Genomic DNA, 22,489 nt, shown 5'->3' on the forward strand with positions numbered 1-22,489 from the left:
GAGGCCATTTTGGTTTCTTTTGAATTTTTTTTTGCATAAATTTCAACGCCTTCTGAAGGCTGGCTGTGGTGCCAACCCAGTTTGAGACACGTTTTTCCAGGGTTTTTGGCAAATAAGCGGTGTTTCGCTGTGGTGTGCGTTGAGGCGATTGTTGATCTTTGGTTTGCGGATTCCTAAGCCTTTTGAAGTTGTGTTTATCGATGCGTCAGTGTGTGTTTGTCGATACGCCAGCCTGGCTTTGGTTGGTCCAGGCCCTCTTCTTGCTGAAATAGGTATCCGCTTTGAGCTGAACAACCACTCATGCACGTGCTCACCGGTCGATGTCTCGAGCTTGTTTCCCATCCCATTGCCATCGTGACTGTCGACTTAGTGAGCAGCTTCGGCCGGGGAATTTGTTCGCTGCTTTTAGCTCCCAGTCAGCTCATTCAGTGCGTTGCGTGCCGCCTGCTGCTCTGCTTCTCGCCTTGATCTACCCCAGCCTTCGGCGTTGATAGTTGGCGGCAAGGTCACTGTGCATCGAAAGCGGCGCGGGTCGCCATGCCGTTTGCTGATTTCTGAGCTGTTGTAGCTGGGAAGTCCTTGTCCCTGCCCTTGGCTCCACTCTTGTAACGCCGATTTGCTGTTGCCGCGGTGAGGGTCGGCAAGCACTGCGCTAGCGGTTTTTTCCCAGTGAGGGCCAAGCCACTGATGAACTGGCTTTAGTGAATTCCAACCTTGATAGATGGCACCGATTAGTGCCTCAGTTCCCTCAGCGAGCAATGTGGCGCGAGCTGATGTGTCACCTTTTGCCTTCTCTCCAATGCGTTGGACAGAGTCAATGGCGTCGATTTGCCCAACTGTGGCTAGCCACCGATCACTGACCAATTGCGATCGAAGAGCAGAGCGGTCGCCAACGGATAGTTGTTGATGTTTTTTTTCGATGTATTCGCTTGCTGCTAGCCGTAAGACCGCATCTCCAAGAAATTCAAGGCGTTCATGGTGTTTGCTGAGGCCTGTTGACGTGTGAGTCAAGGCTTCATCGATGAGGTTTAACGTGCGCTGTTCATTTGGGCTGTTGGTGGGATCGAGGCCGATTCTTACGCAAAATGCCCGTAACTGGGTGTATCGCTGAAGTCCATCATCGCTTGGAGTGCTTTGGTCGTTCACATGTGAAGCCAAGTACAGATTCCAAGGTAATTGGCCTGGGCGTGAAGTTCGCTTCCATTAAGTTCCCGATTTCTTGACCAGTGGTAGTGCTTCTATTGCCGTGTCTGTTAAAAAGTCAACGCAAATGTTCGTTATTCATTCGTGATGTTGAAGAATTAGCCGAAATATTAGGTCTGTTTGTCTGGGATTGTCCTGGTCTTTCGGTTTAATATGTGTTGCGCAAGATCTAGGCAAGTTTGTCTTGTTGTCCGTTCAGGATTAACGTATTTGTGTGTTGATGGTTTGGCGGCGTCTGTTTGATATTGGCTGGGATAGAGAGGGCGTGATCAAATTCTTTTTGATGTCACGGTGTTAAAACTGAACGATGATTGCTCAGTTTGTGGGCAACTGGCTGCTGTTTCACTCGTTTTCGATTCCTCGCAGGTTCAGATCTTGAGTGCGTAGAGGGTCAAGGGCACTGCGTGACGGCAGCAAGATTGAATCAATAAGGTGAAAGCAGGACATAAGCCGGGTTCTGTTCACGCCTCACAGAGGTTGGTCTGAAGAGGGTGGGTGGCTATCTATCTGGGACCGCCGTTGCCGACGGCCTCAAGCGGCGCGTTCAAGCGGAACGGGGCCAATGGCCAGCCCTCGTTCCTTGGCCTTGCTCCCAGCCGGGGTTTACCGAGCCAGCACCTCTCGATGCTGCTGGTGCGCTCTTACCGCACCTTTGCACCCTTGCCTGTGCCGGCGAACCGGCCATCGGCGGTGTGTTTCTGTGGCACTCTCCTCACGGTCACCCGCACTGGGCGTTACCCAGCAAGCCTGGCCATCAGGGAGCCCGGACTTTCCTCAGCCGACACTCAAAGAGATCGGCCGCAACCACCTCGCCTGCTTTCAGATCTCATCATGCCTCGTGGGCATAATTCAGAAGTCTGGGGCTGTAGCTCAGCTGGATAGAGCGACGGTTTCCTAAACCGTAGGTCGTGGGTTCGAGTCCCGCCAGCCCCGTGAAAATCGCTGAAGAAGTAGTTAACGCTACATCTGGTGGGGTGGGCAGATCGCTCACCACCGCTAGGGTTGCTTCAACCGTGTGGGTGACATGACCCAGCTTCACGATCTACGTCTGCGGCTGTTGGTGCAGCAGGAAAGCGAGCGGATTGCGGAGTCCCAGCCCACGGATCTAGATCTATCGGTGGTTCAGGCCCGTTGCCTCTGCTGGCTGGCTCTGTTGGCGGAAGCCCATGAAGATCAAGCCAGTGATGCCGAACGTCGGGGTGACACTGAACAGGCCATGGGGTGGTTTGCCGATTCGATGCGGCTGCGGGATGTGATCGGTGTGGTCTCCTCCATTGAGATCCCGCTGCCCGACACGGCTGGAGAGGATGGCCCTCAGTCTGAAGAGGATCTGGGTCAGCAGGCAGCTTGATCGGTGGCATAGTGGTAGATGACCGCGAGGGACTGCATTGCCGGAAGAGCCCTGCCAGTGCCCAGATTGCCAACGGTTTTATCGAGAGCATGACCGGCTGATCCGGGAATCGCCCACGCTTCGTCAGCAGCAGGAGCTCAACTGGGCAGCCCTTCAATCGTTTCGCACCCTTTCTGGTCGTGTTCTGGAAGATCTCCAGAGACAGCACAGCTCCCGCCAGGCCGCTGATGCAGCTGCCAAGCCTGCAGCACCGATTTCCCCACTGCCAGAGGAATCGGGAGATTCACTTCAGCAGGCCATTGCTGATCTGGAGAACATCAACGCCCATCTTTTCTCGATCGAGGCCTTGATGGAACGCGTGTTTGATGTTCGCGTCCCTGAGGAGATCGAACAGAAGTTCCGCGAACTTGCCGGTGAGTTGGCTCCTGACCCGTTGAATGTGGATCGTCTTCGGCTCAACCGTCTGTTGCATCAGACGCCCGACTTACCCGATCGCAGCTGATCCAGCTGTGCATTTAGAGGAGTTGTTAGGGGTGCTATGGCGCTGGCATAAACGAGCAATCATTCCTGCTTCATCGGCGGGAACCACAATCACGTCAAAGTCTCCCCACCAGCTCGAGGCCTGTCGCAGTTCCTCTTGAAGCTGCAGGTCATGTGCTCTGATCCTGTCCCTTATTGCAGACGAAAGCCCCGGTGGAGTCCACCAGGGCCGCCTTGAGGCTTGAACTGCCCAGATTGATTACTAGGCAGAGGTCGCCCATCAGCGCACGTCGCAGGTGATCTCCACGTTGAGTGGATCCACGGCCCAGATGTTGTTGCAGTACTCACTGATGGATCGGTCGGAGGAGAAGAACCCTGTGCGAGCGGTGTTCAGCAGCGACATTCGATTCCAATGCATCCGGTCGCTCCAGGCATGGCTGACTGCCTCCTGGGCCCGGAGGTAGTCGGCGTAGTCGGCCATCACGTAGAAGGGGTCGTTGCCGGTGAGGTTGTCGAGCAGAGGGCGGAATAGCTCGCCGTCGCCGTTGCTGAAGTGACCCATCTCGATCAGCCGCAGGGCCTCTTGCAGTTCAGGCAGCGCGGCGATCACGTCGCTTGGGCGGTAGCCGCTCTGTTTCAAAGCTGTGATCTCCTCCACGGTCTTGCCGAACAGGAAGAAGTTCTCGGCACCGACGAGGTCTCGGATTTCCACATTGGCGCCATCGAGGGTGCCAATGGTGAGGGCACCATTCATGGCGAACTTCATGTTGCCGGTGCCGGAGGCTTCCTTGCCGGCAGTGGAAATCTGTTCAGATAGGTCGGAGGCGGGGTAGACCTGCTCGCCCAGCTTCACGTTGTAGTCCGGCAGGAACACCACCCGCAGCAGGCCATCCATGTCGGGGTCGGCGTTGATGGTGTCGGCAATGCCGTTGATGAAGCGGATGATCAGCTTCGCCATGTAGTAACCGGGAGCAGCTTTGCCGCCGAAGATCACAGTGCGAGGTGCCATGCCATCGGTCTGGCCGTTCTTGATCCGCAGGTACTGGGTAATTACCTGCAGGGCATTGAGGTGCTGGCGCTTGTATTCGTGGATGCGCTTCACCTGCACGTCGAACAGGCTGGCGGGATCCACGAGCACACCTGTATTTCGGTGGATGTAGGTGGCCAGCTTGCGCTTCACCGACAGCTTGGTGTTGCCCCAGAGCTCGAGGAAGCCGTTGTCGTTCTGCCGCTCCTCCAGCTTGCGCAGGTTCTCCATGTTGGAGACCCAGTCTGGTCCCACGTGCTCATCCAGCAGGGCAGACATCTCGGGGTTGGCCAAGGCGACCCAGCGCCGCGGGGTGACGCCATTGGTGACGTTGGTGAACTTCTCCGGCCATAGCGCTGCGAACTCGGGCAGCAGGTCGGTTTTCACCAGATCGGAGTGGAGAGCTGCTACACCGTTGACGTGGTGTGCGCCGATTGTGGCCAGGTGAGCCATGCGTACCGCTTTACTGCCCTCTTCATCAATGATCGAGAGCTTGCGCTGGATCGCGTCGTTGCCGGGATAGCGCAGTCGCACCTGCTGGAGGAAGCGCCTGTTGATCTCGTAGATCAGCTCGAGATGGCGGGGCAGCAGGCTGCTGAACAGGTTGAGATCCCACTTCTCCAGAGCTTCTGGCAGCAGGGTGTGGTTGGTGTAGGCCACGGAGCGTGAGGTGATATCCCAGGCTTTGTCCCACTCCAGATGCCGGTCATCGATCAGCAGGCGCATGAGCTCTGCCACGGCGATGGCTGGATGGGTGTCATTGAGCTGAACCGTCCAGTATTTGGCGAAGTCTTCGACTGCCAATCCTCGGTTATCGAGGCTGCGCAGCATGTCCTGCAGTGAGCAGCTGACGAAGAAGTGCTGCTGCTTCAGGCGCAGCCGCCGACCTTCGTCGGTGCCGTCGTTGGGATACAGAACCTTGGAGAGCGTCTCGCTGCCCACCTTTTCCTCAACGGCGCCGTAGTAGTCGCCGATGTTGAAGGCATAGAAGTCGAAGCTTTCGGTGGCATCGGCACGCCAGAGTCGCAGCCGATCGCAGATGTTGACCCGGTAGCCAAGCACCGGCACGTCATGGGGGATGCCAATCGCGTGCTCCGCTGGGATCCAGCGCGAGCGGTAGTTGCCCTTGTCATCGATGTAGCTCTCGGTGCGGCCACCGAAGCCGACGAAGCAGGCCTCATCCGGCTGCGGCAGTTCCCAGGGCCAGCCACCCTTGAGCCATTTGTCGGTGATCTCCACCTGCCAGCCATCGCGGATCAGCTGGTCGAAGATGCCGAATTCGTAGCGGATGCCGTAACCGGTGGCCGGGATCTTCAGGCTCGCCAGCGACTCCATGTAGCAAGCCGCCAGGCGACCGAGACCGCCGTTGCCCAGACCTGGTTCCTCTTCCACATCAAGGATTTGCTGCAACGACTCGATGCCGAAATTCTTTAGTGCCTCTTCGGCCTCCTTTTGGATCCCCAGGTTCAGCAGGTTGCTGTGGAGCTGCGGGCCGATCAGGAATTCCGCCGACAGGTAGGCCACCGATTTCTGCGGGCGGGCCCGCATCGCTTCGGTGGTGGCCAGATATCGCATCATCAAGCGGTCGCGCACCGCGTAACTCAGGGCCATGTAGAGGTCATGGCGGCTGGCGGTGGGAGCGAGTTTGCCGAGGGTGAAGAACAGGTGCTCCGTCATGCCGTCGAACACGCTCTTGGCATCGAGGCCGGCGCGTTCGGGGTCGTTGTGACAGCCGGGGGTCGGCAGACGCAGATCGAACGGTTGGGACGTGGTCATGGGGGGTCAGCGAGCCAAGGAGCGTGGAATCACCGTCAGGCCAGGGGTGCTCGGAGCCCAACTCAATGAATTACTCGGACCGTAGCGATCACAACTGGGGCTGCCTGCAAAAAAGCGTGCTTCTACAGCATTCCCGGTCAATTGGGATCGTCCAGCGAACAGTTCAGCGGCGGAATCACCATTAAGGTTCGGCGTGAGACATGCCCGGCGTGATGCTGCTGCCCACCCTGCTGAGCGAAATCAGCAGTCATGACCTCGAATTGGCGGAAACGCTGATCGGCGTCCTTCGCTTCATGCTCATCTTCGTGGCGGCCCGCACCCTCGCCGAGGTGCTGGTGCGTTTCGAGCTGCCCACCATCCTTGGGGAGCTTCTGGCTGGCGTGCTGATCGGTGCCTCGGGTTTGCATCTCCTGGTGCCGCCGGAGACTCAGGTGCAGCTCTCTGGCGCTTTTTCCGAGGTGGTCTCCGGCCTGTCCCATGTGCCGGTGGACGAGATTCCGCTTCTGTACAACGAGAGCTTCGGAGCTTTGCAGGCGGTGGCCACGTTGGGGCTCTACTCCCTGCTTTTCCTTACAGGTCTCGAGAGCGAGCTGGAAGAATTGATGGCGGTGGGGGCCCAGGCCTTCAGCGTCGCCGTGGTGGGTGTGGTGCTGCCCTTTGCCCTCGGCACCCTTGGCCTGATGGCAATTTTCCACGTTGATGCAATCCCAGCGATCTTTGCGGGTGCCTCGATGACGGCCACCAGCATCGGCATCACCGCCAGTGTTTTCGGTGAACTCGGTTATCTGCGCACCCGGGAGGGCCAGATCGTGATCGGCGCCGCCGTGCTCGACGACATTTTGGGCATTGTCATTTTGGCCATCGTGGTGTCCTTGGGAGCCGGCGGAAGTCTGGAGATTGGCCCCATCGTCCAGTTGGTGGTGGCGGCGGTGCTGTTCGTGGTGGTTGCTCTGTTGTTGAGCCAGAAGGCCGCACCAGCTTTTGATTGGATGATTGATCAACTCAAGGCCCCGGGCGCCAAGTTGATTGGTTCCTACCTGCTTTTGGCCGTCAGTTGTTTTGTTGCTTCAGCGATTGGTCTGGAGGCTGCCCTTGGGGCCTTTGCTGCTGGTTTGATCGCAAGCACCTCCAAGCACCGCCACGAGATTCAGGCGGCGGTCACCCCCATCGTTGGCCTGTTCGCCACCGTTTTCTTTGTGCTGGTGGGTGCCGGCATGGATCTGTCAGTCATCAATCCCTCTGAACCAGGTGCCCGTTCCGCCCTGGTGGTGGCGGCCTTCCTGTTTGTGGTGGCGATCATCGGCAAGGTGGCCGCCGGCTGGGCCATCTTTGGCAAGGAAAAGACCAATAAATTGGTGGTGGGTCTGGGAATGATGCCCCGAGGCGAAGTCGGCTTGATTTTCTTGGGCTTGGGAACCGCCTCCGGTCTGCTCAGCCCCAGCCTTGAAGCGGCGATTCTTTTAATGGTGATCGGCACCACCTTCCTGGCGCCGGTGCTGCTGCGCATCGTTCTCAAAGGCAAGCCCCCCGAGGATGGCAATCAGGTGCCTGAAGAATTTGCGGCTGATCCCCTGGCAGGCAACTAAGCGTTAATCCTCGCGATTGACGGCAACCAACAGCAGGCTCCAGCCAATGGCGATGGCCGCCAGGCTGGAGGCCCAGCCTGGGCCGAGAGCCCAGCTGGCAACCAGTTGGGTGATCAATCCCACCACCAGCGCCAGCAGGAGACTGCTGGTCACCAGCACAATCTGGCGCCACAGCTGCGGCAGGGGGCTATCCGCCAGGCTGGTTTCGAACGCTGCCAGAGGTGCACTCAAGGGGATGTAAAGGGCAATGGCCCAGAGCAGGGCACCCCGCCAGACCCCCCCATCGGCGAGCGGGCTGATGAATACACCGGTCTCCTGCATCCAGTTCCCCGAAACTGCTGCCTAGCATCGCGGCTCTTGCGCGACGTTGTGGAGTCCACGCCCTGGAACCATCTCGGCCACACCGTTCATGCGGTGCAGCAACAGGCTGACGCCTCTGGAGATCGCCCGGCTCTTCTGTTGGTGCATGGGTTCGGGGCCTCCACAGATCACTGGCGGCACAACATTCCCGTGTTGGCTCGGACCCATGCCGTGCACGCCATCGATTTGCTGGGCTTCGGCAGGAGTGCCAAGCCGGCGGAGCTGAACTATGGCGGCGCCCTGTGGCGCGATCAGCTGGTGGCCTACGTGCGTGAGCGGATTGGTAGGCCGACCGTGATTGTCGGTAATTCCTTGGGGGGATTCGCCGCTCTCGCCGCTGGGGCCGCATTGGGATCGGATTGTGCGGGGGTCGTCCTGCTCAATGCCGCCGGTCCGTTCAGTGATGAGCAGAAACCTCCGCAAGGTTGGGGGGCGATCGCCCGTCAGAGCATCGGCACGGCGCTGCTGAAGAGCCCGGTGCTACAGCGGCTGATGTTCGAGAACCTTCGCCGTCCGGCCACGATCCGCCGCACGCTGAACCAGGTGTATGTGGACAAGACCAACGTCGATGACTGGCTGGTGGAGTCGATCCGCCGCCCGTCACTGGATCCCGGTGCATTTGGTGTGTTCCGCACGGTGTTCGACATTCCCCGCGGCCAGCCCCTCGATGAGTTGTTCGCTGAACTCACGGCGCCATTGCTGCTGTTGTGGGGGATTCGTGATCCCTGGATCAATGCGCCCGGGCGGCGTTCCACCTTCCAGCGCCATGCGCCGGCTGCCACCACTGAGGTGGTGTTGGAGGCGGGTCATTGCCCCCACGATGAGGTGCCTGAGCAGGTGAATCAAGCTTTGCTCCAGTGGCTCAGTGGTCTTTGCTGAGCTGTCTTTGGGACGATCAATAAAGCACTTTTTATAGAGCTCTTAGGCCAGAACAATTGTTGTTTGACTGGGGCTCGTTAGGACTTAATCCATCTCTACAGGCCATGGGAATTCGTGGTAAGGGTCAGGCTTTTTCCAGGTGATTCCATATCTCTCTTTTAGAAAAGCTTTTGGATTTGAAGGGGCTGGAAAATCCTTTCCGTGAAGATGAGCTTGGCTGGGAGGTCTTAAAATATTTGTTGGAACTGTTCTGTAGCGTAAATGTTCCATCATCAGCATTGTTTGGCCTTCTTCGGGTTCCCAGCAGGCAAACATATCGAGTGTTGCTTGATTTACGGGATCGCTTACTTTGAAGCCAATGCCTCTGCCTTTTCTTTTGATTGATATGCCTTGACTTATAAGGGTGCTGCAAAGTAAGTCTTCTTGCTCGACGGCTTCTTCGCGGGATTTAACATTTTTGTACATGACAAGCATGTCAACGTCGTCGTCGTGGGGGAGGAAAGATTGGTTTCGTATGGCTCCTAAAAGTGTCCCATAGCAAACAACGATCTCAACGCCTGCGTTTTGGCCCATCTCAACTATGCGTTGCATCGCTGCGAGATAATGGTCTTTTTTCGTGAGCAATCTGCTTGGCTGCATTGAGTGCTTCGAAAGCACAAAGTTTTCTTGTTTTTGGTAGATAACTTCGTGGATTTGATTGTATTTTGCCATGACTCTTTGTATTACATTATCGTGCCAAAGAATTTTTTTATAAGATAGATATTTCCTTGTGCCGTAGAAGCGACTTGAAAGATTTATTTTGAATAAAATAGTTGCCAAAGCAAGAATTTGATAACTATTTAAATTGGGCCTGCTCTCGAGTAGAGGCAGGCACTGGTGCAAAAAGAGATCGTCAATCGATTCGATATCTCTCGCAATTATTTTTTCCATCAAGGCTTGCTCAAAGGTGTTAAAAATTGAACCCGAATGCTCTAATGCTTTGGCATCAATATTGAATATCTGTATTGCGTGGTTTAAGGTTTTCAAGTAGTTGTCATCGCTCGCGGGTGAGTACACAATTGATACATTGCCTTTGTGGCTCGTTTTAACCACAAGGTTTTCATGAGTGCTCATGAGTCTATGCAATTGCTTGGCTCCTAAATTTATTTTTGTGATAAAAGTTGGTTCGTTAAGAACAATATTAATGCCTGGTTTTTTGGATGACTTGAGTCTACAAATCTTATTCTCATTGGTCACTTTTTTGATGAGTCTGTCAATATATTTTCGTCTTCTTTTTTCGGTTTTGAATTTAATGTTTTCGAGCCCTAGCTCAAGATGGTAGGCGGATCTTTCGATGTCGACTTCTCCTAGTCCTGTGAGTGAAATATCCTGAAGTTCAAGCAAGTTATTGTCTTCAGCGTGTGTTTCTATGCTAATGCTATCGGCTAATTTATTGACGCTTATGACCAGTTTGTTGTCATCCTTTCCGTGAAAATATATCCCGGCAAAAAGATCTTTTGAAAGTTTTAGGATAGCGCTTGTAGGCATTGGTATTGATTTATGCTGTTAGGAATAATTTTACATGCTCTCAAGTACTGCTATGCAGTAGAAGACCTAAATGTCAGCCAACATATGCTCATTACCCTCACCCAGCAGTCGGCCCCCTACGCCCACTGGGACTTCCTGCATCCCAGTAGCGGTGATCGGTTGCGGATCATCCCCGAGCGGGGTGGTTTGGTGAGCGGCTGGGTTTGCGGAGGACGGGAGATCCTCTATTTCGATCAGGACCGTTACGCCGATCCCAGCAAAAGCATTCGCGGCGGCATCCCGGTGTTGTTTCCAATCTGCGGCAATCTCCCCGGCGACGTGCTCCCCGTGGATGGGGTTGATTACCCCCTCAAGCAGCACGGCTTCGCGCGGGATCTGCCCTGGCAGCTTCAGTTGCTGGAGGATCAGAGCGGCGTGCGCCTCAGCCTCTCCAGCACCGATGAAACCCTCAAGGCTTATCCCTTCGCCTTTCTGGTGGAGATGGACGTGCGGCCAATTGACAGTGCTCTGGAGATCAGCACCACCATCCACAACCGCAGCTCTGCGGCGATGCCCTTCAGCTTCGGGCTGCATCCCTATTTCAACGTGAGTGACCTGGCTCAGACCCGGCTCACCGGTTTGGCGGAGCGCTGCCTCAATCATCTGGAGATGGCTGATGCCGCCACGGCTGATCAGCTCACCCGTCTGCCGGAAGGAGTGGATTTTCTCTGCCGCCCAGCCGGTTCAGTCACGCTGATCGATGACACCAACGGCGCCCAGCTGCAGCTCCAGCACCAGGATCCGATGGATCTCACCGTGGTCTGGACCGAGCCGCCGCGCCCGATGGTTTGCTTGGAACCCTGGACGGGGCCGCGCCAATCCCTGATCAGCGGTGATCGAAAACTGGTGCTGGAGCCCGGTGCTGAGCAGACCCTCGCCTGTCGCTACAGCGTCTCCTGATGCACCCCGGGCAGACGGCCGCGGCTGAGTTGCAGCTTGGGATCGAATTGGCGTTTCACCGCTTCGATCAGTGGTCGGGAGGGACGATCAACCCACGCTGGCAGGGTTGATCCGGCGGTGCGTTTCAACAGCGTCATTTCGCCGCCGAGGCGGCTCACGCTGCGGCGCAGCGCCTCCAGCTGGTGATCCGGTGTGGCGATGTCGCACCAGCCATCACCACAGCCGGCTCCGGCGGCCAGTTCCCAGCACCATGGCTTGAGGGTTGTCATGGCGTCATCCCGCAGCAACAACTGCAACTGGGCTGGCGGCAGCACCAGCCGCACCAGCTGGGCTGATTGGCTGGCATCGAGGGGTGTGGTCAGCGGATCGGTGCAAGGCTGGCGTTCTGCACTGAGCTGTTGTTGCAGCGCCAAGCTTTCCAGCCGGTTCAGCTGGTCCTCCACCGCTTGGTTCGACACGCTGCTCACCACCAGCCGGAGCTGCCAGGAGCCATCGCCGCTGTTGATCCAGTCACAGCGTTCTGGCGTCAGGCTGGAGCGCAGAAGTTCAGTCCGGAAGTTGTCTTGGGCTGCAAGGTCGCCATCCACGAGCAGGCTGCTGCGGGCGGGGCGCTGCGGTTGGAGCCGCAGGGTGAGTTCCGTGATCAGCGCCAGGCTGCCCCAGCTGCCGCAGAGCAGACGCATCAGGTCGTAGCCCGCCACGTTCTTCACCACCCGTCCACCGGCCCGGGCTTCGACGCCATCAGCCCGCAACAGGCCGATCCCGATGATCTGATCGCGCACCCCCAGATGGCGTTGACGCAGTCCCCCCGCCAGCCCCCGGGCCACCAGTCCGCCAATGGTTCCGGGTGCGCCGGCCCGGGGCCAGTCAATCGGTAGCCATTGCCCCTGTTCCGCCAGTAAATCCTGCAGGTCTTGCAGTGGCAGGCCGGCTTCCACCGTGATGGTTAGATCGTCCACCGCATGGTCGATCACCCGATTGAGCTGACGACACGAGAGCACCTCGTGGCTGGGATTGAGCGGCGGGCCCCAGTCCAGGCGTGTTTCCAGGCCACTGGGCGTCCAGGGTGTGGCGCTCTGATGCCACTGGCGAACCAGGTCGATCAGATCACTGAGGGTAGCGGGGGAATGGCTCACGGCACGATGGTGCCATGAAGGTTGTGGTCATTGACGACGATCCCACCGGCTCGCAGACGGTGCACAGCTGTCCTCTGCTGTTGCGCTGGGATGTCGAAACCCTGCGCCGGGGGTTGTGCCAGCCCTCGTCGTTGTTGTTTTTGCTGGCGGACACCCGGGCGCTTACGCCAACGGATGCGGCTGAACGCAACCGCAGCATTGCCGCTGCGCTGGATCAGGCGTTGCAGCGGGAGGGTTTGGCGCGTGATCAGGTGCTGTTGGTGAGTCGCGGGGATTCGACTCTGCGCGGCCATGGGGTTCTGGAGCCTGAGGTTTTGCAGGCGTCCTTCGGCCCTTTTGATGCCACCTTGCATGTGCCGGCTTTTCTGGAAGGAGGCCGTACCACCGTGAACGGGGTACATCTCCTCCACGGCGAACCGGTGCACACAACGCCGTTTGCCCAAGACCGGCTGTTTGGTTTCAGCAGTAGTGATCTGGCCTGCTGGCTGGAGGAGAAAAGCGATGGAACCATTGTCGCGGCTTCGGTGCTGAGGATGTCTGGCCGTGAGCTCGATGCTGCCTGTGGTGCTGGCATGCCGCAGTTGATTGATCGCCTCCGCTGTTTCCAGGCCAATGTGTCGGTGGTGGTGGATGCCGAGCGTCAGGAGCAGCTCACTGCTTTAGCCGCAGCGGTGCGTGCCCTTCAGGGAGAGAAACGTTTTCTGTTCCGCTCTGCCGCCAGCATGGTGAAGGCCCTGGCGGATCCCGGCCCACCGCCGTTGGATGCAAAAGGCCTTGTGGGGCTGCGGCGACGAGCTGCCGACGGAACGGCTCTGCCGGGATTGGTGATGGTGGGCTCGCACGTGCCCTTGGCGGATCAGCAACTCGACCGGCTTTTGGCTGCCCACGGTTGTGCTGGCCTGGAGCTGCCGGTGCATCGCATCGCCAGGGTGCTGGAGGGACCAACACCCGATCTGTTGTTGGCAGACCTGGAGCGGGTCTGGTTGCAGCAGTTGCGAGCGCTGTTCGACGCTGGCGCCACACCGGTGCTGTTCACCAGCCGCGGTGAGCTGCGTTGTGCTTCAGAGCACGAGGGCCGGCGCTTGTCCTGCGCTTTAGCCGAGTTGATGGCTCGATTGGCGGCCGCCTTCGCCCCTGATTTGGGCTATCTGATCAGCAAAGGGGGCATCACCACCCAGACGCTGCTGGCCGGTGGTTTGTCACTTGAGTCGGTGCAGCTGGAAGGGCAGCTGTTGCCGGGACTATCGCTCGTGCGCCCGTCAGGGGAACTCTGTAGCGGTCTGCCGATTCTCACCTTCCCCGGCAATCTTGGTGGTGCCGACACCCTGCGGGACGCCTGGCAGCGCATGGAGGCCGGCTGAAGCGGCCAGCAGTTCCATCGGGTGCAGTACCTGAGCCCGATCGCCTAGGTGCCGCCGCAACTGCAGGGTGCAACCGATGTTGGCGCTGGCCACCAGTTCAGCTCCGGTGCCGCTGAGGTCATCGGCCTTGATCCGCCCCAGTTCAGCGGCCTCCTCCGGTTGCACAAGGTTGTAGATGCCTGCACTGCCGCAGCACACCCCCGCTTCGGTCGCTTCCTTCAGCTGAATGCCGGGGATGGCTCGCAAGAGTTGGCGAGGTTGGGCCTGGATGCCCTGGCCGTGAATCATGTGGCAGGCGTCATGCATGGCCACAACCGCGGGAAGAGGTTGCAGTTGCGTGCGGAACGTCTCCAGGAGGCCGCGATCCGCCAGGAACTCCAGCACATCCAGTACCGGAGCACGGAATTGGATGTCGCCGTTCAGCAGCTCGCCGTAGGCCTTCATCGTGTGGCCGCAGCCGGAGGCGGCCACGATCACCGCATCCAGCTCACCGGGCACGGCGTTCATGCTGCGGACGAGATCCCTCGCGAGTTGGCGGGTGAGCTTCAGCTCACCCTGGTGATGACTCACGGCACCGCAGCAGCCTTGCTCAGGTGGAATCACCACCTCAAAACCGTTGGCCTGCAGCACCTTCACCGTTGCGGTGCTGACGCTGGGATCGAAGCAGCGCTGAACGCACCCCAGCAACAGCGCCACGCGGCCGCGGCGTTCGCCGGTGGCGGGATTGATCTGAAGCAGTTGGTCGCTGAAGCTTTCCGGCACCAGGGGGGGCAGTAGTTGCTCCATCGCTTCGATCTCCGGCCCAAACAGACGGGTGAGCCCGGAGCGGCGGGCCAGGCGTTGCAGTGGTGTGCCGGCATAGGCCCGCAGCGGTTGCAGCAGGGCCCGCAGGCGCTTGGGGTAGGGCAGCACCTGCAGCAGCAGCTGGCGGAAGGCCACCTGCCATGGGCTTCGCTGGCTCGCATCGATCAGCTTTGGCCGGGTGGCTTCGATCAGCTGGTCGTAGCGCACCCCTGAAGGACAGGCGCTGACGCAGGCATAGCAGCCAAGGCAGGTGTCGAAATGGCTGGCGACCGTGGCATCCAGTTCCAGCTCGCCGGCTTCTATTGCCCGCAGTGCATGGATGCGGCCGCGGGGGGAATCCATCTCACTGGCCAGCACCCGATAGCTGGCACAGGTGGGCAAGCAGAAGCCGCAGTGCACGCAGGGGTCAGCGGCACCGGCGGGAAGGCCGGGGAGTTGGGTGCGAGATGAAGAGCCGGATTCGAGTCCCATCAGTCAAGTCTGACTGCTTGACGATTTCATTGCCTGGAAGGCTTTAAAACTGATATTTTCCCCATTCCACTTCTTGGTAAAAGATGCGCTCAATTGCGTCTTTTTGATTTGAGTTGAGTATTTCTTTGTAGGGCCTTTTGTCGGTGCGTAAGGTGGATTTGGCTTTGGGAAGTTGTGGATTTCCGGTTAGATTGAGATCATTAAATAGATTTTCAATGGCTTCCTGAAGTTGTTCATAGTGATATAAGTGGTTTACGAGGATTGTTCCTTTGTGGCTATAAATTGATCGGCAAGAAGTTGCGAAATTTTCTAGAAGACCGCCGTTGATAAAAGTGTCTAGATCGAGGTCTTTGTGGCTTTTCTGGTCTTTTTTGAGTTCAAAAAACTGGGAAAGAGCATGGTCCCATGGGTTTCGAATGAAGCAGAAGCTGTAATAGCTCTCAAATGTCGATGCACTGATGTAATTTTTGCTAAGGGCAGTTGTCGCCTCAATGTGTGTGTGCAACCCAATTGATTTGAGATATCGGCTGACGCCTTTTTTCTGTAATTTGCATTTTGCTCTAATTGCAAAGTAGTTAATTTTGTTCCACCAGGGAATATAATTTGTGGGTCCCTGGTAGCCAAGCTCCCGGCGAATCTTTTCGTCTCGACCTAATGGCGTAATGACGTCTTTGCAATTGCAGCTGCTGGACAGTGCAATCGCTGTTGATGTCGATGCTGTCTTCCGGTTGGCAAAAAATATGAATTTATTTGAGTGATTAATAATCACGAATTTCTAGCAGTTGATTGTTCAGAAGCGTTCAATGATCGCCTCGGCAAAGCCGCTGCAGCTCACGGGGTCCACTTGGGGTTCCATCAGTCGGGCCAGGTCGTAGGTGACCTGCTTGTCGGCGATGGCGGCACTGAGGCCTTTGGTCACCAGATCAGCAGCCTCCTGCCAGCCGAGGAACTCCAGCATCATCACGCCGCTGAGGATCACCGAACCGGGGTTGATCCGGTCGAGGCCGGCGTGTTTCGGGGCGGTGCCGTGGGTCGCTTCGAAGATGGCAGCGTTCTCGCCGATGTTGGCGCCAGGGGCCATGCCCAGGCCTCCCACCATCGCGGCCGCGGCATCGGAGATGTAGTCGCCGTTGAGATTGAGCGTGGCGAGGATCGAATACTCCTGGGGGCGGGTCTGGATCTGCTGGAAGATGCTGTCGGCGATGCGGTCATCCACCAGCACCATTTCTTTCCATTTGCCGTCACCGTGGCTGCTGCCGATGGCGTCGATCACCGCCTGCACTTCCGCATCGATGTCGGCTTTCTTCTCTGGTGTGAGGCTGTCGTAGCCCGGTTCGATCATCCGTGCGTTGGCCTGCACGCTCAGGTTGGGGTCCTTCTCGAGGTTGCCGAGGATCCAGCTCTCCCGCTCGGTGATGCACACATCGCGGAATTCGGTGGTGGCCAGTTCATAGCCCCAGTCGCGGAAGGCCCCTTCCGTGAATTTCATGATGTTGCCCTTGTGCACCAGGGTCACGTGGCGCTTGTTGCCCTCAAGGCGAAGGGCGTGCTGAATCGCCTTGCGGATGTGGCGTTGGCTGCCGTTTTTGCTCACCGGCTTGATGCCGATGCCTGATCCCTCGGGGATTTGGCGCTTTCCGAGCTTGCCGTTGGCGGGGATCACCACTTCGTTGAGGTGCTTGCGCAGCTCTTGGCCGACGGCGTCATCGGCTTCCCACTCCACCCCCATGTAGATGTCTTCGGTGTTCTCCCGGTAGACGATCACGTCCAGATCCTGGGGACGCTTGTGGGGGCTTGGGGTGCCTTCGTAATAGCGGCACGGGCGCACGCAGGAATACAGATCAAAGATCTGGCGCAGGGCCACATTCAGCGAACGGATGCCGCCGCCCACTGGTGTGGTGAGGGGGCCTTTGATGGCCACGCCGTAGCTGCGGATCGCTTCGAGGGTGTCCTCGGGCAGGTACTGGTAGGTGCCGTAGAGGTCGCAGGCTTCATCGCCGGCATACACCTTGAACCACTCAATGCTCTTGCTGCCGCTGTAGGCCTTGGCCACGGCCGCATCCAAAACCTTTTGCGTGGCGGGCCAGATGTCAACGCCGGTGCCATCGCCCCGGATGAAGGGGATGATCGGGTTGTTGGCCACCACGGGTTGACCGTTCTTGAAGCGGATCGGTGTGCCCTGGCTGGGGGCGGTGAGCTTCTCGAACTGGGCCATGGCGGTTGGTCGGGCGTCAGCAGGCCGAGCCTATGACTGAGCCGGTAGCCCTACGGTTCCTGATAGTGCAAACCGCGCATTCATGGCCAGTGAGCAGGTGTGGGTGGTGGCGGCCTGCTTCAACGAAGCCGAGGTGATCAGCGCCTTTATCGAGAGGGTTATGGCCTTGCCGGATGTTGACCGTCTTCTGCTCATTGACGACGGATCCTCCGATGCCACGGTGGCGGTGATCCAAGCCTGGCAGCAGAGCCATGCCGACCAGGGCGTCACGCTGCTGGAGCTCACCCGTAACTTCGGCAAGGAGGCGGCGATGCTGGCGGGGCTGGACTACGCCAACGGACGCTGTGCCGCGGCGGTGTTGATCGATTCCGATCTTCAGCACCCTCCCGAACGGATTCCGGCGATGGTGGAGGCCTGGCGCAATGGCGCCGAGGTGGTCACCGCCGTGCGGGATGACCGCGATGCCGAAGGGCTGGTGAAGGTCGCCACAGCATCCTGGTTCTACCGGGTGTTCAACCGCCTGGTGGATTCGATCCAGCTTCAGGAGGGGGCCGGTGATTTCCGTCTGCTGAGTGCACCCGTGGTTGAGGCGGTGACCCAGTTGCGTGAGGCCACGCGTTTTTCCAAGGGGTTAATGCCCTGGACCGGTTATCGCAGCGAGGAGATCGCCTACAGCCGTGTGGCTCGCGTCGCTGGTGCCACATCCTGGAGCTCTCTCAAGCTCTGGCGCTATGCCCTGGACGGCATCTTTTCGTTCACGGTGAAGCCGTTGAAGGTTTGGGGCGTGATCGGTGTTCTGATTTCGTTCCTGAGCTTCATCTATGCCGCACTGATCGTTCTGCGCACCCTGGTCTTTGGTGTGGATCTGCCGGGCTATGCCTCACTGATCGTGGCTGTTCTGTTCCTCGGGGGGATTCAGTTGATTGGCATCGGTGTGCTGGGCGAATACATCGGCCGGATCTACATCGATGTCAAACGGCGGCCGCATTATTTCGTCAGAGCCGTGCATCAGGGTTCAGAGCTGTTGCGCTGAAGTCCACTCTTTTTGGCGGTGGGAGGAGTTGAAAAAGGCCACGGACTGCTGAAAGGTCTCCTGATCCATGCCCGATGCGGCATGGCTGCGGGCCGGGTGGATGAGCACAACGGGCCTTGATTCGCGAGGGATCGTGCTGGGGCTGTGGGCCGTGATCCAGCTGCGACGCAACGCATTGCCGAACATCGATCCACTGAACAACACACCGGCGAAGCGCTGGTTGGTTGGAATCCCGGCCCGGCGTAGCCGGGGGATGGCCAGCCCGCTCAGCAGCTGCAGGATCAGCCACTTGATCAGCCCTCCTGTTTGCAGGCTGCGCCACCAAAGTTTCAGGGACAAGCCTTCCGGCAGGGGTTCCCGCGTCGTGCGCACCCAGGTGATCGATTCGGAACGGGCCAGATCCAGCACGGCATCCAGCACCAGGGGCACGAGATGGATGTGCTGGTGGCCATCGAGTCGGATCCGCTGCAGCCCGGTGAGTTGGCGGTAGCGGCTGATCTGCTGCAGCAGAACCGTGCGCAGCTGGGGTGAGATGCGTTGGCGTTGCCACGGCAGGATCGAGGCCAGCAGCAAGGTGCCGAATCCGGTTGGCAGATCCGGAGCGTTGGGGAGGCGATGCCCTTCGGTCAGGCAGAGGTGAAGCGTGAGTGGTGATGGATCAGCAAGGTCGCGCCAGGCTTCGACAGCGGCAGCTGCACTTGGACCATTCACCAGAAGACTGGCTCCCTGGATCTGTCCCCTTCGGGCGAGATCGATGATCGCCGCATCAACCCCCTCAGCCAACCCGAGGTCGTCGGCATGGAGCAGGGGTGGTTGGCCGTTTTGTTGGTGGCGGGACTTGGCACTGAAGCGGGCCGCTCGACTCCAGATCAGTGCATTCAGCACCGTGGGTGTGAACACCAGCACCAAGATCGGGGCTTTGAGCAGCGGCAGCAGAGCGCAGACGCTGATGTTGACGACGTACTGCAGCAGCAGCCAGCGACGGGCGAACTGGCGACCACCAGTCTCTTCCCGGAAGGTCAGTAAGGCGTGGCCGAGATACCCCGCTACTGAGGCGGCCAGGAAGGCGATGGGGTTGGCCAGGCTCAGGGTCATCCACTGGCCCAGCAGCAGAAGCACGCCAATGTGAACCGCGGCGGCCGTGCCCCCTACGACGCCGTACCGCAGCAAGCGGTTCAGCAGAGGCATCATTCGCATCGTTTGGGCGTGTCGTTGCAGCGTTGCAGCAGGGCCTCAATCAGCCGCCATGCCTTCTCCTCGTAGCGTTTGACGAAGTCTTCGAAGCTCTGGGCTGCCGCCTCATCGGCACCATCGGAAATCACCCGAAGCACAAGCCAGGGGACGCCCTCCTGTTCGGCCACCTGCGCGACGGCGGCGCCTTCCATCTCAACGGCCAGCAGATTGGGAAGGGCGTCCCGCAGTGTTTGCAGCACCACGGGATCGCCGATGAAGCGATCCCCAGTGGCGATCAGACCGCTGCGTGGACGTGCGAATCCGTCCAGTTCGCTGGCGCCGTGAGCCTCCTGAAGAGCGGTCTTGGCCCAGTGAAACCAGGTCGGCTGTGGTCGGAGCTGGTCCTGATTGAGCGCTGGCAGCGTGAACCGTGGGAACAGGGGTCGGGCATCCATGTCGTGCTGCACCACGGCATCGGCCAACACCACATCCCATTGACGCAGGGCTGGATCCGCAGCGCCGGCGACACCGGTGAACAACAGCAGATCGATGCTGGGATCGCTGGCGAGCAGACGTGTGGCGGCTCGCGCAGCGCTTACCTTGCCCCAGCCGCTCCAGGCCAGGCTGAGGCGCACGTTGTCACCCCAGGATCCCCGATGGATTTTGAGATCTCCGTGTTCGCTGCAGCTCAGGTCCTTGAGGTGGCTGAGATCGGAGCCGATCTCCTCCGGCATCGCGCCAAGCAGGGCAATGTGCAGCGGTTGCGTCATGGTTTCTTAAACCTCGGGCAACCGTAACGGCGACCTCTTGCATCTCCCTGCACACTGTGCGGAAGTCGGAGGGTCCAGTGAACGCGGGTGAGTCGGTACACAGCGTGGCCCGGATGCGAGCACTGGCCTCCACGATCACGCTGGTGCGTCAACAGTTTCCTGCTGCACAGGCCAACCTCAGCCCCTGGCGGGATGACCCGCAGACCCGGCAGTGGAGTGAGGAGGAATCGTTGGATCTTTCATTCCACTTTCCTGGTTGGAGTCCACGGCTGGAATGCCGCAGTTTGCTGATGCAATTGCGCATCAGCGAAGAGAGAGGTGATGAACAGCTGCGTCTGCTGGGGGTGTTGATGCGGGGCATGACCTACGACGGCGAACGCTGGCGCCTGGCCACGGTCGGTGAGTGGCTGCCGGAAGGCCGCCATTTGCCCCAGCAGCAGCAGGTGAAGCAGCTTCAGCAGATCTGTCGCCAGTTGTTTGAACTGTTCGACGGACATGCTGTATCTGATACAGCGGCGTAACCCTTCGCAACGCTCAAGGCCACCCTTACGTGGACTGCTTATAGGGTCCTTCTATCGGTCCAATCACAAGCATTCATGTCCGTTGCACTGGCTGCCCAGATCCGTGAAGGCACGAAAAAGTCTCACACCATGGCCGAAAACACCGGCTTTGTGAGTTGCTTCTTAAAAGGCGTCGTCGACAAATCAAGCTATCGCAAGCTTGTTGCAGACCTCTACTTCGTCTATGAGGCGATGGAAGAGGAGATCGACAAGCTGGGTGATCATCCTGTTGTTGGACCGATTGGCAAGAAAGAGCTCAATCGTCGTGAATCTCTCGAGCAAGACCTCACCTACTACTTCGGTGAGGGTTGGAAAGAGCAGATTCAGCCGTCTCCGTCGGCAGTGGCTTATGTCGAACGGATTCATGCTGTTGCGAAGGAGTCCCCTGAGCTCTTGGTGGGTCACCACTACACCCGTTACCTCGGTGATCTCTCCGGTGGTCAGATCCTCAAGAACATCGCTCAGAAGGCAATGAATATGGATGGAGACGATGGTCTTCGTTTCTATGTCTTTGATGACATTGCCGACGAGAAGGCGTTCAAGACCCAGTACCGGTCTGCCATGGATAGTCTCCCGATCGATCAGGCCACGGCTGATCGCATTGTTGAGGAAGCCAACCATGCCTTCCACCTGAACATGAACATGTTCAAGGAGCTTGAGGGCAATCTCGTTGCCGCCATTGGCAAGGTTCTGTTCGGTTTCCTGACTCGACGTCAGCGGGCTGGCAGCACCGAGGCCGCCGCCGCTTGAGTTTTCGCTGGTGCCCACCGAACTGATTCGTTTTCTGGTCCCCGGGACCGGTCGCCGCTTTCGTTGTGGTGGGCTCAGCGTCGAACAGCAGACCGCCCGACTGGTAGAGAATCTGTGCCCGACCGAATTGGTCACTTACCGCGAGCGTTCACCCGATCATCCGTACCTGGATGATTGTCTTCGTCATGAGCCCCCTGATGCTCAAGTTGTCTGGGTGGTCAGTTGGGGCTTTGACGTTCCTGGTTTGATCCGTCGGTTGAACGGCCGCCGGGTTGTTTATCACGCCCACAGCAGCCAATACGGCTTTGGGTTGCCGCCTGGAGTCCCGGTATTGGCCGTCAGCCGCAACACCCTGGGCTATTGGGGTGACAAGGCTCCCCGCAATCCCTTGTTCTTGGTTCCGAATGCCCTGGACCAGGCTTGGCTTGACCGTGGCGACCGTTCGGCACGCCAAAGTCGATCCATCGATGTGCTGGTGCAAGCCCGCAAGAGCAGCCCCTATGTACTGAACCAGTTGGTGCCGGCGTTGCGGCAGGCCGGTCTTGTGGTGGAGGTGCAGGCCGGCTGGGTGGATGACTTGGTCGAACTGTTCAATAGCTCCACGGTGTACCTCTACGACTCAGCGGAGTACTGGCGCGGCCGCGGCGTGACCGAGGGTTTCGGGTTGCCGCCGCTGGAAGCGCTGGCTTGCGGCTGCGTTGTGTTCAGCAGCCTGAATCATGCCCTGGCCGACTACGGCGATCCCAGTCACACCCTGCATCAGGTTGGTTGTGGACGTCTGAGTTTCGATCTCGAGCGGATCAAGGGCGCTGTTGCTGCTCCCCAGAGCTGGCGCCCTTCAGTCGACCGTTTGGAGGCTTTGCTGCAGGAATGTTCAGAAGCTGAGCTGCTGAAGCGCTGGCGAGACGCCTTCACTCTCCTGGATGCCCTGGAAGCTGCATCCGGGCCAGATCTGAGTAGTGCCCCCACGTGGCGGTTGCAGCTGCAGCAGCTGCTCTCACGGCTTCAGCGAGTGGTCAATCGGTTGCCCGTCTGGCCTTCCCGTTAGGGCAGCATGATCCTTGGCGCGTACGGTCACTGAAGAGGTT

At 58.7% G+C, this 22,489-nt stretch carries 20 protein-coding genes, 1 tRNA gene and 1 other RNA gene; 11 read left to right on the forward strand and 11 right to left on the reverse strand.

Annotated elements, in window-relative coordinates:
- Window positions 1-405 precede the first annotated feature (405 nt).
- Both rnc and rnpB read right to left on the reverse strand, forming a co-directional pair.
- Window positions 406-1,146, reverse strand: a complete 741-nt coding sequence (gene rnc, locus FZX13_RS07360) for a ribonuclease III (protein WP_226408899.1) — start codon at window positions 1,144-1,146, stop codon at window positions 406-408.
- A 487-nt stretch (window positions 1,147-1,633) separates the two neighbouring features.
- An RNA gene (gene rnpB, locus FZX13_RS07365) (RNase P RNA component class A) lies at window positions 1,634-2,024 on the reverse strand.
- A gap of 38 nt (window positions 2,025-2,062) precedes the next feature.
- Between rnpB and FZX13_RS07370 the strand changes: the two genes are divergently transcribed.
- The 3 genes from FZX13_RS07370 to FZX13_RS07380 all read left to right on the forward strand — a co-directional run bounded on the left by FZX13_RS07370 (window position 2,063) and on the right by FZX13_RS07380 (window position 3,056).
- Window positions 2,063-2,136, forward strand: a tRNA-Arg gene (locus tag FZX13_RS07370).
- Window positions 2,137-2,227: 91 nt separating this feature from the next.
- Complete coding sequence (locus FZX13_RS07375; protein ID WP_115024821.1) at window positions 2,228-2,554, forward strand: hypothetical protein; 327 nt, start codon at window positions 2,228-2,230, stop codon at window positions 2,552-2,554.
- A gap of 37 nt (window positions 2,555-2,591) precedes the next feature.
- Complete coding sequence (locus FZX13_RS07380) at window positions 2,592-3,056, forward strand: hypothetical protein (protein ID WP_226408901.1); 465 nt, start codon at window positions 2,592-2,594, stop codon at window positions 3,054-3,056.
- Between the two features lie 258 nt (window positions 3,057-3,314).
- Here FZX13_RS07380 and FZX13_RS07385 read toward each other — a convergent pair whose 3' ends face one another.
- Complete coding sequence (locus tag FZX13_RS07385) at window positions 3,315-5,837, reverse strand: glycogen/starch/alpha-glucan phosphorylase (RefSeq protein WP_226408903.1); 2,523 nt, start codon at window positions 5,835-5,837, stop codon at window positions 3,315-3,317.
- 212 nt (window positions 5,838-6,049) lie between these two features.
- Between FZX13_RS07385 and FZX13_RS07390 the strand changes: the two genes are divergently transcribed.
- A complete protein-coding gene (locus FZX13_RS07390; RefSeq protein ID WP_226408905.1) occupies window positions 6,050-7,423 on the forward strand; it encodes a cation:proton antiporter in 1,374 nt (457 codons plus the stop codon).
- 3 nt (window positions 7,424-7,426) lie between these two features.
- Here the strand turns inward: FZX13_RS07390 and FZX13_RS07395 are convergent, their stop codons facing one another.
- The gene (locus tag FZX13_RS07395; RefSeq protein WP_226408907.1) at window positions 7,427-7,744 is read right to left on the reverse strand and encodes a hypothetical protein; all 318 of its coding nucleotides are present in this window, start codon (window positions 7,742-7,744) and stop codon (window positions 7,427-7,429) included.
- A 36-nt stretch (window positions 7,745-7,780) separates the two neighbouring features.
- Here FZX13_RS07395 and FZX13_RS07400 point away from each other — a divergent pair, with 36 nt between their 5' ends.
- A complete protein-coding gene (locus FZX13_RS07400; RefSeq protein ID WP_255618074.1) occupies window positions 7,781-8,662 on the forward strand; it encodes an alpha/beta fold hydrolase in 882 nt (293 codons plus the stop codon).
- 84 nt (window positions 8,663-8,746) lie between these two features.
- On the opposite strand, the gene FZX13_RS07405 is transcribed toward FZX13_RS07400, so the two are convergent.
- Window positions 8,747-10,189, reverse strand: a complete 1,443-nt coding sequence (locus FZX13_RS07405) for a LicD family protein (protein WP_226408909.1) — start codon at window positions 10,187-10,189, stop codon at window positions 8,747-8,749.
- Between the two features lie 84 nt (window positions 10,190-10,273).
- On the opposite strand from FZX13_RS07405, the gene FZX13_RS07410 reads away from it, so the two are divergent.
- Window positions 10,274-11,128: a galactose mutarotase gene (locus FZX13_RS07410; RefSeq protein WP_226408911.1), complete on the forward strand. Its 855-nt coding sequence runs from the start codon at window positions 10,274-10,276 to the stop codon at window positions 11,126-11,128.
- Here the strand turns inward: FZX13_RS07410 and FZX13_RS07415 are convergent.
- Entirely contained in the window at window positions 11,113-12,264 is a 1,152-nt protein-coding gene (locus tag FZX13_RS07415; protein WP_226408913.1) for an FAD-binding oxidoreductase, read from the reverse strand. The genes FZX13_RS07410 and FZX13_RS07415 overlap by 16 nt on opposite strands.
- A 14-nt stretch (window positions 12,265-12,278) precedes the next feature.
- Here FZX13_RS07415 and FZX13_RS07420 point away from each other — a divergent pair, with 14 nt between their 5' ends.
- Complete coding sequence (locus FZX13_RS07420) at window positions 12,279-13,625, forward strand: four-carbon acid sugar kinase family protein (protein ID WP_226408915.1); 1,347 nt, start codon at window positions 12,279-12,281, stop codon at window positions 13,623-13,625.
- Here the strand turns inward: FZX13_RS07420 and FZX13_RS07425 are convergent.
- From FZX13_RS07425 to FZX13_RS07435, 3 genes are read right to left on the reverse strand one after another with little or no spacing between them, the layout of a single operon-like run.
- Window positions 13,524-14,900 carry a (Fe-S)-binding protein gene (locus FZX13_RS07425; protein WP_226408917.1) on the reverse strand — a complete coding sequence of 459 codons (1,377 nt, stop codon included), beginning with the start codon at window positions 14,898-14,900 and terminating at the stop codon, window positions 13,524-13,526. The genes FZX13_RS07420 and FZX13_RS07425 overlap by 102 nt on opposite strands.
- Before the next feature lie 43 nt (window positions 14,901-14,943).
- Window positions 14,944-15,669, reverse strand: coding sequence for a sulfotransferase family 2 domain-containing protein (locus FZX13_RS07430; RefSeq protein WP_226408919.1), 726 nt, complete (start codon window positions 15,667-15,669; stop codon window positions 14,944-14,946).
- A gap of 21 nt (window positions 15,670-15,690) precedes the next feature.
- Entirely contained in the window at window positions 15,691-17,115 is a 1,425-nt protein-coding gene (locus tag FZX13_RS07435) for an NADP-dependent isocitrate dehydrogenase (RefSeq protein WP_226408921.1), read from the reverse strand.
- An 82-nt stretch (window positions 17,116-17,197) separates the two neighbouring features.
- On the opposite strand from FZX13_RS07435, the gene FZX13_RS07440 reads away from it, so the two are divergent.
- Window positions 17,198-18,148, forward strand: coding sequence for a glycosyltransferase family 2 protein (locus FZX13_RS07440; RefSeq protein WP_226408923.1), 951 nt, complete (start codon window positions 17,198-17,200; stop codon window positions 18,146-18,148).
- Here the strand turns inward: FZX13_RS07440 and FZX13_RS07445 are convergent.
- The gene (locus tag FZX13_RS07445; RefSeq protein ID WP_370630800.1) at window positions 18,131-19,339 is read right to left on the reverse strand and encodes a ChbG/HpnK family deacetylase; all 1,209 of its coding nucleotides are present in this window, start codon (window positions 19,337-19,339) and stop codon (window positions 18,131-18,133) included. The genes FZX13_RS07440 and FZX13_RS07445 overlap by 18 nt on opposite strands.
- Window positions 19,336-20,091 (reverse strand): 5'-methylthioadenosine/adenosylhomocysteine nucleosidase, encoded by a 756-nt coding sequence (locus tag FZX13_RS07450; protein ID WP_226408927.1) that lies wholly within the window; start codon window positions 20,089-20,091, stop codon window positions 19,336-19,338. Before FZX13_RS07450 ends, FZX13_RS07445 begins: the two co-directional genes overlap by 4 nt.
- Before the next feature lie 77 nt (window positions 20,092-20,168).
- On the opposite strand from FZX13_RS07450, the gene FZX13_RS07455 reads away from it, so the two are divergent.
- From FZX13_RS07455 to FZX13_RS07465, 3 genes are all read left to right on the forward strand, one after another.
- Window positions 20,169-20,612, forward strand: a complete 444-nt coding sequence (locus FZX13_RS07455; RefSeq protein WP_226408928.1) for a hypothetical protein — start codon at window positions 20,169-20,171, stop codon at window positions 20,610-20,612.
- 75 nt (window positions 20,613-20,687) lie between these two features.
- Window positions 20,688-21,401 carry a heme oxygenase (biliverdin-producing) gene (locus FZX13_RS07460; protein ID WP_226408930.1) on the forward strand — a complete coding sequence of 238 codons (714 nt, stop codon included), beginning with the start codon at window positions 20,688-20,690 and terminating at the stop codon, window positions 21,399-21,401.
- Window positions 21,402-21,411: 10 nt separating this feature from the next.
- Complete coding sequence (locus FZX13_RS07465) at window positions 21,412-22,449, forward strand: glycosyltransferase (RefSeq protein WP_226408932.1); 1,038 nt, start codon at window positions 21,412-21,414, stop codon at window positions 22,447-22,449.
- Window positions 22,450-22,489: the final 40 nt, after the last annotated feature.

This window comes from Synechococcus sp. MU1625 (assembly GCF_020514205.1).
GTDB lineage: Bacteria > Cyanobacteriota > Cyanobacteriia > PCC-6307 > Cyanobiaceae > Parasynechococcus.